This is a genomic window from Pseudomonas sp. KUIN-1 (assembly GCF_009176725.1).
Lineage (GTDB): Bacteria > Pseudomonadota > Gammaproteobacteria > Pseudomonadales > Pseudomonadaceae > Aquipseudomonas > Aquipseudomonas fragariae.
In genome coordinates this window covers 5335980-5348621 of sequence record NZ_AP020337.1, presented here as the reverse complement: position 1 = coordinate 5348621, position 12642 = coordinate 5335980, and the positions used below count along the sequence as shown (strand labels likewise).

Annotated in this window: 15 protein-coding genes; all 15 read left to right on the top strand. The window is 60.9% G+C overall.

The annotated features are described in order from the left end of the window. Positions 1 to 3: 3 nt before the first annotated feature. From KUIN1_RS24170 to KUIN1_RS24100, 15 genes are read left to right on the top strand one after another with little or no spacing between them, the layout of a single operon-like run. Positions 4 to 594, top strand: a complete 591-nt coding sequence (locus KUIN1_RS24170) for a phage tail terminator protein (protein ID WP_011269116.1) — start codon at positions 4 to 6, stop codon at positions 592 to 594. Beyond that, a complete protein-coding gene (locus KUIN1_RS24165; RefSeq protein WP_003401999.1) occupies positions 591 to 779 on the top strand; it encodes a DUF2635 domain-containing protein in 189 nt (62 codons plus the stop codon). The genes KUIN1_RS24170 and KUIN1_RS24165 overlap by 4 nt, the downstream gene beginning before the upstream one ends. An 18-nt stretch (positions 780 to 797) precedes the next feature. Continuing rightward, complete coding sequence (locus KUIN1_RS24160; RefSeq protein ID WP_003422754.1) at positions 798 to 2294, top strand: phage tail sheath subtilisin-like domain-containing protein; 1497 nt, start codon at positions 798 to 800, stop codon at positions 2292 to 2294. Positions 2295 to 2354: 60 nt separating this feature from the next. Next, the gene (locus tag KUIN1_RS24155; protein WP_003316279.1) at positions 2355 to 2702 is read left to right on the top strand and encodes a phage tail tube protein; all 348 of its coding nucleotides are present in this window, start codon (positions 2355 to 2357) and stop codon (positions 2700 to 2702) included. Next, entirely contained in the window at positions 2699 to 2995 is a 297-nt protein-coding gene (locus tag KUIN1_RS24150) for a phage tail assembly protein (RefSeq protein ID WP_003316280.1), read from the top strand. Before KUIN1_RS24155 ends, KUIN1_RS24150 begins: the two co-directional genes overlap by 4 nt. Then, complete coding sequence (locus KUIN1_RS24145) at positions 2920 to 3126, top strand: hypothetical protein (protein WP_116830836.1); 207 nt, start codon at positions 2920 to 2922, stop codon at positions 3124 to 3126. The genes KUIN1_RS24150 and KUIN1_RS24145 overlap by 76 nt, the downstream gene beginning before the upstream one ends. Then, positions 3126 to 5285 carry a phage tail tape measure protein gene (locus tag KUIN1_RS24140; protein ID WP_152092333.1) on the top strand — a complete coding sequence of 720 codons (2160 nt, stop codon included), beginning with the start codon at positions 3126 to 3128 and terminating at the stop codon, positions 5283 to 5285. Before KUIN1_RS24145 ends, KUIN1_RS24140 begins: the two co-directional genes overlap by 1 nt. Further along, positions 5282 to 6694, top strand: a complete 1413-nt coding sequence (locus KUIN1_RS24135; RefSeq protein WP_024652215.1) for a DNA circularization protein — start codon at positions 5282 to 5284, stop codon at positions 6692 to 6694. Before KUIN1_RS24140 ends, KUIN1_RS24135 begins: the two co-directional genes overlap by 4 nt. Positions 6695 to 6697: 3 nt before the next feature. Continuing rightward, positions 6698 to 7825 carry a phage baseplate assembly protein gene (locus tag KUIN1_RS24130; protein WP_003401994.1) on the top strand — a complete coding sequence of 376 codons (1128 nt, stop codon included), beginning with the start codon at positions 6698 to 6700 and terminating at the stop codon, positions 7823 to 7825. Then, a complete protein-coding gene (locus tag KUIN1_RS24125) occupies positions 7822 to 8334 on the top strand; it encodes a phage baseplate assembly protein V (RefSeq protein ID WP_003372720.1) in 513 nt (170 codons plus the stop codon). Before KUIN1_RS24130 ends, KUIN1_RS24125 begins: the two co-directional genes overlap by 4 nt. Then, the gene (locus KUIN1_RS24120) at positions 8331 to 8729 is read left to right on the top strand and encodes a phage GP46 family protein (RefSeq protein ID WP_003316288.1); all 399 of its coding nucleotides are present in this window, start codon (positions 8331 to 8333) and stop codon (positions 8727 to 8729) included. The genes KUIN1_RS24125 and KUIN1_RS24120 overlap by 4 nt, the downstream gene beginning before the upstream one ends. Next, positions 8719 to 9759 carry a baseplate J/gp47 family protein gene (locus KUIN1_RS24115; protein WP_003401993.1) on the top strand — a complete coding sequence of 347 codons (1041 nt, stop codon included), beginning with the start codon at positions 8719 to 8721 and terminating at the stop codon, positions 9757 to 9759. The genes KUIN1_RS24120 and KUIN1_RS24115 overlap by 11 nt, the downstream gene beginning before the upstream one ends. Continuing rightward, on the top strand, positions 9747 to 10346 hold the full coding sequence (locus KUIN1_RS24110) for a YmfQ family protein (RefSeq protein ID WP_010439013.1): 600 nt from the start codon (positions 9747 to 9749) through the stop codon (positions 10344 to 10346). The genes KUIN1_RS24115 and KUIN1_RS24110 overlap by 13 nt, the downstream gene beginning before the upstream one ends. Positions 10347 to 10356: 10 nt before the next feature. Continuing rightward, positions 10357 to 11820 carry a hypothetical protein gene (locus KUIN1_RS24105; protein ID WP_024639976.1) on the top strand — a complete coding sequence of 488 codons (1464 nt, stop codon included), beginning with the start codon at positions 10357 to 10359 and terminating at the stop codon, positions 11818 to 11820. Positions 11821 to 11827: 7 nt separating this feature from the next. Beyond that, complete coding sequence (locus KUIN1_RS24100) at positions 11828 to 12394, top strand: tail fiber assembly protein (RefSeq protein WP_024639975.1); 567 nt, start codon at positions 11828 to 11830, stop codon at positions 12392 to 12394. Positions 12395 to 12642: the final 248 nt, after the last annotated feature.

The following is a 12642-nucleotide window of genomic DNA, read 5'->3' as shown; positions in this document are numbered from 1 at the left end:
CTTATGAAGATAACCCCGATAGTTGCCCATTTGCAGGCGACCTGCCCGAGCTTTGCCGGGCGAATCAGCGCCGGTATCGACTGGGCTGCGGTCGCCCTCGGCGATCAGCTCGCTCACCCGTCGGCGTACGTGATTGCCACTGGCGATCAGTCCACGGCCAACGATTTGCAGAACGTCATTCGCCAGAACATCACCGACACGATCGATGTCGTGGTGGTGCTCGATGGCGGTGACAAGCGCGGGCAGGAAGCCAGTGAGCAACTGCATGCCCTGCGCGCCGAACTGTGGCGTGCACTGGTGGGCTGGAACCCGGATCACGATTACGACGCGATGCAATACACCGGTGGTGCGCTGGTGCAGATCAGCGGCGACCGGGTGACGTATCGCTTCGGCTTTGCCGCGCAGTTCCAGTTGGGCCGCAACACCGCCGATCAGCCTGCCGAGACCTGGCACGAAGCGTATCTGGATGGTTTGCCCGGTTTTACCGGCGCCACCCTCGAGATGGACTGCGTTGACCCCGCAGATCCGAATCTGAAATCCCCCGGCCCTGATGGCCGTATCGAAGCGAAGTTCACAGCAGAGGTAACCCCATGACTCAACGCATCACTGTAATACCGGCCGAGGGCCGCACTGTGCCGGATCCGGAGGCGGGCGATTTGCTGCCCGTCGAAGGCCGGCAGGTGACCTTCAACGCCTGGTGGCAGCGTCGTCAGAACGACGGCGACATCACCCTTAAAACCGAGCAATCCACCACCACCCATCAAGCCTTCACGGCTTAACCAAGAGGAAGCCAAACAATGGCTATCAGCTTTAACAACATTCCATCCGATGTCCGCGTGCCGCTGTTTTATGCGGAGATGGACAACTCTGCCGCCAACAGCGCGTCGGCCAGCATGCGTCGCCTGATCGTTGCGCAGGTCAACGACGACGTGTCCGGCCCCGAACTGGGTTCTCTGGTGCTGGTGCCGAGCGTGGCGTTGGCGAAAAACATCGGCGGTCAGGGCTCCATGCTGGCCTCCATGTATGAAACCTGGCGCAAGGCGGACCCCACCGGCGAAGTCTGGTGCCTGCCGCTGCTCAATACCGAAGGCGCCAAGGCCGGTGCGAAAGTCACCCTCACCGGGGCGGCGACCGAAGCCGGTCTGCTGAACCTGTATGTCGGCGGCATGCGAGTGCAGGCCACTGTGGTCAACGGCGCAACCGCTGCCCAGGCGGCCACGGCACTGTCGGTAAAGATCAATGCCACGCCAGACCTGCCGATCACTGCGGCTGTCGAAGCGGGCGTGCTGACCCTTTCCTGCAAATGGAGCGGGGCAAGCGGCAATGACATCCAGCTGGAATTCAATCGCCAGGGCAAGACCAATGGCGAAGTCATTCCGGCAGGCCTGACGGCGGCAGTTACGGCCATGACCGGCGGCGTGGGTACGCCTGATCAGCTCAAGGCACTGGCTGCGCTGGGCGATGAGCCGTTCGAGTTCATCTGCATGCCCTGGACCGACACCGCCACGCTGGATGCCTGGAAAGCGGCAATGGACGACAGCACCGGTCGCTGGAGCTGGGCGCGTCAGTTGTACGGTCACGTTTACAGCGCCAAGCGCGGCACGGTCGGTACGCTGGTGGCCGCAGGTCAACTGCGCAACGACCAGCACATCACCCTGCAGGGTGTCGAAAACGGTGTTCCGCAACCGGTCTGGCTGCAAGCTGCTGCACTGGCTGCGCGCACGGCGGTGTTCATCTCTGCCGACGCCAGCCGTCCGACCCAGAGCGGCACCATGCCTGGCATCGATCCGGCTCCGGCCAGTCAGCGTTTCACCCTGACCGAGCGTGAGTCGCTGCTGCGTTACGGCATCGCCACGGCGTACTACGAAGGCGGTTACGTGCGCATTCAGCGTTCGATCACCACCTATCAGAAGAACGCTTATGGCCAGGCTGACAACTCGTACCTGGACAGCGAAACCATGCACCAGTCGGCGTTCATCATCCGTCGCCTGCAAGGCATCATCACCAGCAAGTACGGCCGCCACAAGCTGGCCAACGATGGCACGCGCTTCGGTGCCGGCCAGCCGATCATCACGCCGAGCACCATCCGTGGCGAGTTGATTGCGCAGTACGCACGTCTTGAAGAAGAGGGGCATGTGGAGAACGCCGAAACGTTCGCCCAGCACCTGATCGTCGAGCGTGACGGCAATGACCCAAGCCGCGTGAACGTGATGTTCCCGCCTGACTACATCAACGGCCTGCGCGTGTTCGCGCTGCTCAACCAGTTCCGCTTGCAGTACGACGAAGCGGCATAAGCCTAACCAACCCTTTCAAGCCCGCCTCGTGCGGGTTTTTTCATTCTGGAGATAAACAACATGGGTCAGAAAGTTGCGGGTACCTGCTACATCAAAGTGGATGGCACCCAATTGACCATCAGCGGCGGCGGCGAAGCGCCTCTGATGAACATCAAGCGCGAGACGGTCGTGCCTGGTTACTACAAGGAAACCGAAAAGGCTGCCTGGTTGAAATTCACCGCCGTGCATACCGCGGATCTGCCGCTCAAGCTGCTCACTACTGGTGTGGATATGACCATCACCTGTGAGTTCAAGAACGGCAAGACCTACGTCCTGTCCGGCGCCTACCTGGTCGATGAGCCGAGCAGCAAGGCTGACGACGGCACCATCGAACTGCAATTCGACGGCAATCAGGGGAGCTGGCAATGAGTGAAGTCATCGACCTGGCCAGCCCGATCGAAGCGCACGGCGAAACCCTTTCGCAACTGACCTTCCGGCGCCCTACGGCGCAGGAAGCGCGGGCCATCAAGGCCCTGCCGTACAGGATCGACAAGAACGAGGAAGTCTCCCTGGATCTGGACGTGGCGGCGAAATACATCGCCGTCTGCGCTGGCATCCCGCCCTCGTCGGTCAATCAGATGGACCTGTGCGACATCAATACGTTGAGCTGGAAGGTTGCGAGTTTTTTCATGGCAGCGGCATCAGCAACCTCGAAGGACTGATCGCCGTCGTTTACGACCTCGCGTATTTCTGGAAGACCGATCCCGAACTGATGATGTCCAGGGAGCTGGACATCATCACCGAGTCGATCTTGCAGACGCAACGCATCAACCAGATCCTGCAGGGGGAGTGATGGCAGACACTATCAAGACGCTGATTACCGGCGTCGACAAGCTGTCTCCAACGCTGGCAACCATCCGCAACAACGTTGAAGGCTTCGAGACCAGGCTTAAAGGCTCTGGTCTTGGGAACGTCGAAGTGGGCGAGATGATCAAGAGCAATGCTTTGGCAGAGCCCTTGATTGCCGGGGTAAAGGCAGCGATCGGTTTCGAGACCAGCATGGCCGGCGTGAAACGATCGGTCACCTTTGAAACACCGCAACAGTTCCAGCAGATGAGTTCCGACATTCTGGACCTCAGTGAACGACTGCCGGAAAGCGCCAACGGTATCGCGGCGATTGTCGCCGCGGGTGCCAAGGCCAATGTACCGCGCGAAGAACTGACCGGGTTTGCCAGCGACGCCGTGAAAATGGGCGTCGCATTCGATCAGACGGCGGCCGAGTCGGGGGACATGATGGCCTCGTGGCGGTCATCGTTTCAGATGACTCAGCCGCAGGTCGCGGCGTTGTCCGAGAAGATCAACGTGCTCGGTGGCAACAACCTGGAAAAGAAAATCGCCACCATGGTGACTGCAATGGGCCCGCTCGGGCCGGTTGCGGGGATGGCCTCCGGGCAACTGGCGGCAATGGGCGCGACCCTGGCCAGCGTCGATGTGCCGGCCGATGTGGCCGCCAGCGGCATGAAGCGGTTCATGCAGTCGTTGACCGAAGGGGGCGCGGCGAAAGCCGGGGCGTTCGAGGCGTTGCAGCTCGACGTCAACCAGCTGACCCAAGGCATGCAGAGTGACCCGTCCGGGACCATTGAAAAGGTCCTGACGGCGGTTTCCAGTGTTGATCCTGGCAAACAGTCGGACGTCATCACGCAGCTGTTCGGTGCCGAATCGCTGGGCGCGATCACGCCGCTGCTGGCCCACCTCGATGTGCTCAAGTCCAACCTGGCCAAGGTCGGGGAGGGCGTGCAAAACAGCGGCTCCATCGAGAAGGAGTTCGCAGACAACTCCCAGACCACGGCCACTGCCATCAAAGAGATGACTAACCGTGTCGATCGTCTGGGCATCAATATCGGCAGTATGTTCCTGCCGGCGATGAACGAAGCAATGGCCGTGATCGGGCCGATGATTTCTCAGGTCGCCGCGCTGGCGGCCGAACACCCAGAGGTGATCAAGGGCGTCGTGGGCGCCGCGATTGCTTTCGGCGTACTGCAAGTCGCCGTTCTCGCTGCGACGAGTGCCGCCGGGCTGCTGGCTGCGGTCATGGGCATGTCACCGTTGGGCCTGATCGTGCGCGGCCTCGCGCTGGCGGCAGGTTTTCTGATCGCCAACTGGTCTACCGTCGCACCTTATTTCCAGGCGGTCTGGGAGGCGATTCGCGGACCGGTGATGGCGCTGTGGGACGTGCTCAAGGCGGTGTTCGCCTGGACGCCGCTGGGCATGATCGCAGCCAACTGGCAGCCACTGAGCGAATTCTTTGCTGCGCTGTGGGACGTGATCAAAGCGCTGGCCACGCCGGTCTTCGATTTTCTGCAGACGCTGTTTGCATGGTCGCCATTGGGCATGGTCGTGGCCAACTGGCAGCCGCTGTCCGAGTACCTGGCCGGCCTGTGGGAAACCATCAAGGCCGAGGCACAACCGTTTACCGATGTGCTGGCAACGCTGTTCAGTTTTTCGCCGCTGGGCATGGTCATCGAGAACTGGCAGCCGATCAAAACCTGGTTCGCAGGTCTGTGGGCGGACATCAAGCCATTCATCGAGCCGATCATGAGCTGGTTTGGTGGCGACACGAATAAGACCGTCCTGCAGCGGGCGACCGAGAAGGCCAATCAGTTCGCGGAAGAACAGCGGATACGCAACGCAGGGCCAGGCGGCGGGACTGGAGCGTTTCTGGCGGCCGGTGCCGTCGAGAACGTTCGCACAAATCAACAGTTGCTCAATCAGGCCACTGGCGTGCCGCCGACCAGCCAATTGCTCGGCGTACCCACCCCGCTGGCCCCCGGCAGCCTGTTGTTGCAACAGGGCGCAGCCGGGGCCGGCCCGCGACTTGAAGGCGAGCTCAACATTCGCTTTGAAAACGCACCGCCGGGCCTGCGTGCGGGGCAAGTGCAAACCAACCAGCCGGGTTTGACGATATCGCCAAACGTCGGTTATCGAACCCTCGGCGCAGGAGCCGGATCATGAGTACATGGCGTGACAGCCTGCTGCCGGCGTCTTTCCGGGGCGTCGGTTTTTTCATTGAAAAAGCCGTCGTCCCGGCAGGCCGCAAGGGGCAGTTGCATGAGTTTCCACAACGCGACGAGCCTTATTTCGAGTCGCTGGGCAAACAGTCGAAAGTGCATACGCTGACGGGGTTCATTGTCGGTCCCGACTGTTTCGAACAGCGAGACAAATTGCTGCAGGCACTGGAGCAGGAAGGTGCCGGCGAGCTGGTGCATCCTTGGCTGGGTCGCGTGCAGGTCCAGGTTGGCGAATGTGGTGTTACACACAACCTGAGCGAAGGCGGACTCGTCCGGCTGGACCTGAAATTCTATCCGGCCAACCCGCTCAAGTTTCCCGTGTCGACGCTCAATACGCGACGGCAGTTGCTGGGCGCATCCGAGAGCCTGCTGGACTCGGCGCTCAGGCGCTACCGCTCGGTGATGGCCACAGTGGACGCGGTGCGTATCAATATTCAGGCGCTGCGCAGCGCCCTGTCGGGTGTATTCGCGACCATTCAGCGGCAGTTCACACCGTTCATGACGATCTATTCGGATGTCACCGCGCTGGTGCATTCGCTGGTCAACGCGCCATTGACGGTCAGCACGCTGTTTACCACGTTCTTCGCCAGTTTCGACGGTGACAGCCGTCGAGCCAGAAGAGCGAACGGCACCAGCAGTATTGGCGGGGCGAGTACGGGAGCAGGTTCCGGCGGCTCGACAGGGGGCGGCTCAGGCAATGGTTCCGCGAGTGGCAGTAACGGCACCGCTGCGAGCAACGCGGCAGCAAGGTCCGGCAGCAATGGCGGCGTGTCCTCTGTTGAAACGGTCGATTACCGGTCGGTGATTTCCGAGGCCACGCAACAGGCGGAGGCAGTGTCCGGCATCAATCTGGTCAGCCAGAGCAGCGGGCTGGATACCGGCGTGACGGCGCAGGCCGCGGCCAATCTGGTCCAGGATGCCTTGTTGGTCAAGGTGTCGAAAATCGTCGCGAGCATGCCGGTTGCGACGACCGTCACGCCGCTCACGGTGGTGCCGTCGCTGGATCAGCAAGTGACGCAAGCGCTGCAACGCGTGGATGTGCCGGTTGCCGATGATGTGATCGAACTGCGCGACACGCTGAGTTCAGCCATCTGGGAAGCGTCCTTGAAAGCCGACCCTGAACATTACCTGGCGCTCAACACGTTGCGTCAGGCGTTGATCCGGCACCTCAACGCGGTGGCGGCCTCTGGCGTGCGTCTGGTGGACCTGAAGGTGTCCGAGCCGTTGCCCGCGCTGGTGCTGGCCTATCGCCGATTCGGTGACGCCAGCCGGGCGCAGGAAATGGTGCAGCGCAATCGGCTGGCCCATCCGGGTTTCGTGCCGCCCGGCACGCTGAAGATCGCTCAGGAGTGACCCATGATCGACCCTAACGTTGTCACCCTGACGGTTGACGAGCACGACTATGCCGGCTGGAAGTCGGTGGAAATCTCTGCCGGGATCGAGCGTCAGGCGCGCAGCTTTGACGTGAGCATTACCTGGCAGTGGCCGGGCACTGAAATCTCGCATCCGATCACGCCTGGCGCCGCGTGCGAAGTGCGTATCGGCGGCGAGTTGATTCTGACCGGTTGGGTGTTTGCCGCGCCGATCAGCTATGACGGCAAGCAAGTCACGCTAAAGATTTCCGGACGCTCGAAAACCGCCGACCTCATCGACTGCTCGGCCATCAACAAGCCGAGTCAGTGGAAGGAGGTGGGGGTGCTGAAGATCGTTGAAGCGCTGGCTGCTCCCTATGGTTTGTCGGTGATCAGCGAAATACCGGAAACCTCGAAGATGGCCGATCACACCATCGAGCCTGCCGAAACCGTGTTCAAGTCCATTGACCGGCTGCTGACCCTGTTCCGGATTTTTTCCACCGATGACGAATACGGCAATGTGGTGCTGGCCAGGCCGGGTAGTCGCGGGCAGAGCGCAGACGCGCTCGAACTTGGCAAGAACGTGTTGAGCGCCGTCATCGCGCGGGACTTTTCCGGGCTTTTTTCCGAGTACCGGGTCATCGGTCAACAAACCGGTAATGACCAGACGTTCGGCAAGGAGTCGTCGGAGGTCTCGGCCGAGGTCACGGATAACCGGCATGACGATCCCGCGCATAAAAAGCGGCTTCGCGTACTGGTCGTTCATGAGGATGCACCGATCACCCCCAAGCTCGCTCTGAGTCGCGCCAATTGGGAACGTGGTCAGCGGGCCGGCAAGGCGCTGCTCACCACCTACAAGGTCCAGGGCTGGCGGCAGTCCAACGGGGCGCTCTGGCGGCATAACACCATGGTCCGGGTGATCGATCCGGTCATCGGTTTTACGAGCCGCAACATGCTGATTTCAGCCGTGACCTACTCGCTGAGCGACCAAGGCACGATCACCACACTGGTGGTCGGTCCGCCTGAAGGTTTCCAGGCCGAGCCGGGTGACCCCAACAAGCGCAGCAAGGTGCAGGTCAATCAGGATGCTTACTCCTGGCTGCTGCCCATCGACGAGGAAACAACCTCATGAGCTTACTCAATCGCATGCTGGTGCGCGGCACCGTGGTGCTCGCCAGAGCCAGCAGCAAAATGCAGGCGCTGCAAATGCGCCTCACCGCCGGAGAGGTCAAGGACGACATGGAGCACTTCGAACCCTACGGTTTCACCAGCAATCCACTGGCCGGCGCTGAAGGTATCGCCGCGTTCATTGGTGGCGACCGGTCGCACGGTCTGCTGCTGGTGGTGGCCGACCGGCGCTATCGGCTCAAGGGGCTGGAGTCCGGCGAAGTGGCGATCTACACCGACGAGGGCGACAAGATTCACCTCAAGCGCGGCAAGGTCATCGACATTGAAACCGACACCTTGAACATCAAGGCGACGGTGGCCGTGAACTTCGACACACCGCAGATCACCCAGACCGGAAAGATCGTCTCTCAGGGCGACCAGCTCGCCGCGGGCATCAGCCAGATCAGCCATCTGCACGGCAACGTGCAGGGCGGGAATGGCCAGAGCGGGCCGCCCGTTGGAGGTGCCGGATGATCATCGAAGGCTCTCTGCAGGCGTCTCTGCTGCGCTCGGTGGTCATCAGCCTGTTCACCTGGCGACGTGCCGAAGCGGACGACCCGTTCGACGATGCCGAGCGCTATGGCTGGTGGGGCGACACCTACCCGGCACAGGCCAATGACCGCATCGGTTCCAGGCTGTGGCTGCTGCGCCGGGTCAGGCTGACTGCCCAGACCCAGCGAGATGCCGAGTTCTATGCCCGCGAAGCGCTCGACTGGCTGATCGAAGATGGCCAGGTCCAGCACATCAACATCCTTACCGAACAGGTTCAGAGCAACCGCCTGAACCTGGGCGTCGAGCTGGTCGTCTCTGACGGTCAGCTCGTGCGTTTCAACCCTTCTGAACAGTGGCAGGTGATTTATGCCGTTTGAAACACCTACGTTACCGGCGCTGATCAACCGAACCCAGGTCGACCTTGCCGACGAAGCGCTGCGTCAGTCCGATGCCCGGGTATTGTCCCGCGCGCACAGCGGTGCGGCCTACGGGCTGTACGGCTATCAGGACTGGATCGCCGACCAGATTCTGCCGGACACCGCCGACGAGGAGACCCTCGAGCGGCAAGCCATCCTGCGCCTGAGGCAACCGCGCAAGGTGGCACAGGCCGCTACTGGCACGGTGCGCTTCAGCGCTGCAGCCGGCGCGGTGCTGGATGCGGACACTGTGCTGCAGTTCAGCGATGGACGCTTCTACCGTGTCACCAAAGGCGTCACCACGGTTGCGGGCAATAACACGACCACGGTCGAAGCGGTGGATGCCGGTGTTCTGGGTAACGCGGATGCCGGTCTGGTGATGACTGCCGTGCAACCGGTCGAAGGCATCGACAGCACCTTCACCGTCATTGCCGACGGTCTGTCCGGCGGCATCTCGCAGGAAAGTATCGAGTCGTTGCGTGCGCGTGTCGTGCGCTCCTACCGGGTCATCCCGCATGGCGGCAATCAGGATGATTACGTGACCTGGGCGCTGGAAGTACCGGGCGTGACGCGTGCCTGGTGTGTGCGCCGGTTCATGGGGCCAGGGACTGTGGCGGTGTTCTTCATGCGTGACGACCAGGCCGATCCCATTCCTGACGCTGAACAGCTCGCTGCGGTCGCGGCGTATATCGAGCCGCTGCGTCCGGTTACGGCGGATGTGTATGTGCTGGCGCCGGTGCAGAAACCGGTGGTCTACACGATTCGGCTCACACCGGACACCTCCGCCGTGCGGGCGGCGGTCGAGGCGCAGCTGCTGGACCTGCACAACCGTGAGGGCGGACTGGGCGAAACGCTGTTGCTCACGCACATCGCCGAGGCCATCAGTCGCGCGACGGGCGAAACCGATCATGTGCTGGTTTCGCCAGTGGCCAATGTTACTGCGGCGGCCAACCAGCTGCTCACGTTCGGGGGTATTCAATGGTCGTCATAAGAACTGCCGAACACTACGCCGGGCAACTGCAGGCGCTGTTGCCCCCCGGCCCAGCGTGGGATCCGGAGCGGGTGCCGGAATTGCAGCAGGTGATTACCGGGCTGTCCCGCGAGTTCGCGCGCATCGATGGCCGCGCGTTCGACCTGCTCAACGAGATGGACCCCGCCACCGTCAGTGAGCTGGTCCCGGACTGGGAGCGGGTGATGAACCTGCCCGACCCGTGCCTGGGGCTCAAACCCTTGTTCGCTGACCGGCGTCTGTCGGTGCGCCAGCGGCTCGTGGCAACAGGAGGGCAAAACGCGGCGTTCTACATCGACATTGCCATCAGCCAGGGCTACCCCGATGCCACCGTGACCGAACACCGAGCGCCCCGTATGGGGCGTTCGCGTTTTGGCCAGGCGCACTTTGGCACCTGGAACGCGCAATTCATGTGGACCCTGAACACCGGCGGGCGCCAGCGCCTGGGCCGACGCTTCGGGGCCAGCTACTGGGGAGAGCGGTTCGGGGTGAATCCCGGACTCGCAATCGAATGTTTGATCCGTCGAGCAGCACCGGCGCACAGCGTCGAATTCGTAAACTTCAACTGAGGAACACAATGTGGATTATCCCAAGAGTGTGCCGGGCGTAGGCTTGGCAAGCGGCAAGTTTGTAGATGAAAACCCGGCTACCGGCATGCCCGGCTCGCTTATTCCTGCGCAGTGGGGTAACTCGATCACGCAGGAGATTTTGAATGCGATGGCGGCCGGTGGTGAGCAGCCTGATGAAACCAGAACAGACCAGCTCGCAACCGCAATTACGCAGATTGGTTCGCAAGTCAGGCAGGCCTATAAAGGTGCCGGGTTTGGCTACACCGCTTCTGAAACTCTGTTGCCCGGAGCGGCGGGGCATTGGCACAGAATCAACCTTGGGGGCATCACGCTGACCTTGCCTCCCAAAGCGAACGTAGTAGTAGGTAAGTCGATAACCTTTCATAACGCATCGCCAGCAGCGGCAACTATCAAGGCCAATGGTGCTGAGATCATCTCCCTATACGGTGCCGGCAGCAATACGTTGAAGCTCAATGCGGCGGAGTGGGTAGAGCTTGTTTTTAATACTGACGCGATCTACATCACCAAGCGCGGCAAAATGACAGAGGTAGAGGAGGTCGACTCTCAAAAAGTGTTCTCTTTCACCACCGATACAGTTTTTACAAGAGACCAGATGGAGTTGCTGCTACTGGATGCCACTGGCGGCAATCGTGCGTTCACACTGCCCTCCTCAAACGCGGCACTAGGTGTCAAGGACGTCATTGTTCGCAGAATAGACGGCAGTGGCAACCGGCTGACCGTTAATGCAAGTGCCGGGGAAAAGATCAGGTTTCATACCCATCTAAATGCTGCTGGTTATTCCTTTCTGGTTCTGATGGGGGCTGGAGACTGGTGGCATCTGCGCAGCGATGGTGCCGGGAGTTGGTGGCCGGTAGGACGCTACGACAACACACCTCTGGGACGGCCCGTCTTCGAAACAACGACGTTGTTCAGCCCAGGAGGATACGGAGCGTTGAACGGTGGGCTTCTCAACCGCGCCGACTGGCCGTGGCTTTGGGATCATGCGCAAAAGTCCGGGATGGTTTACACCGAAGCAGCTCGTACCGGCAAGGAAGGTGGATGGAGCAGTGGCGACGGCGCCCTGACCTTCCGAGGGCCCGAAGGTAGGGGCGAGTTCCTGCGGGTACTGGATGAGTCTCGTGGCGTCGATACGTCGCGTGTCGCCGGATCTTGGCAGGACGGCACTTGGCTGAGGACGGTGGCTCAGGAGTGGAGCGGGTCTGACATAGAAACGGGTACTTACTTGTTGGGCAGTGGTCACGCCCAGGCAGATGGACGCCTCAACTCCACAGGCCCTAATGGCTTGTTGCCGATCGGTGCATTGGTTCCAGCTGGAGGTTCTGCGTATCTCCGTGAAACGACAGATAACGGCGTGACGGGAGCTGCTATGAGAGACGACCAGCAACCGATGAACAACTGGATTCGTTTCCGTAGCCGCAACATGGCCTATCCCGGCCGTATTAAACTGATCTGAGGACATTATGCCTACTTACTTGATAGATGACTCTGGGGCCTTGATAGGGCCTGTTGAATTACCGGTTGTTCCTGGACTGGGCGAGCAAACGCCCAGCAATGCTGTAAGCATGACCGAGTTGCTTAACGAACCGAACACAGGATTTGCCTGGACACTGATAAACGGTGAGCTGCAGCAGGTCATAGATCGCCGTGGCTTGATGTATCGAATAAACGACGGCTCGGTAGAGGAGTGGAGCAGCCTCGGTCTGCCGCCTGAACGGCTCACCGCCAAACAATGGCCCGGCAAGTATTACGTTTGGCGAGAGGGTGAATGGGTTCTTGATACGGAAGCGCAGAAGGCCGCTTTGGCTTCCGCCGCTCTGCTGGTTCGTGACCAGCGTTTGCAGGAAGCAGCTACACGTATCGCCCCGTTGCAGTATGCCGAAGAACTGGGAGATGCCACCGAGGCGGAGAAGGCAAGTTTGCTCGAATGGAAACGCTATAGCGTAGAACTGAACCGGATCGAGCAAACCCCGGATTACCCTCTCCAGATCAAATGGCCTTCACCGCCCTCGGGTACAACTGCCCTGTAGACATGACTGCGAGAGCGGTTTTTTTTTGCCCGTGCCTACAGAACAGCTAGCCCCGGTAGGGCGCAAGTACAGACGAACTGCCCCGCTCTGAGGGGGCGTTGTTTTATTCGCCATTTAATCTCGCTTTTGAACAGGAGAGCCTTATCGACTCATGGGGTGGGCTCGTCCCGCAAGCCCCAGAGGAGTATCAATTCCTGTCAACCAGCAACAACCACTGAACATGCTCCCTGACGCCGGCCCCACCGCCG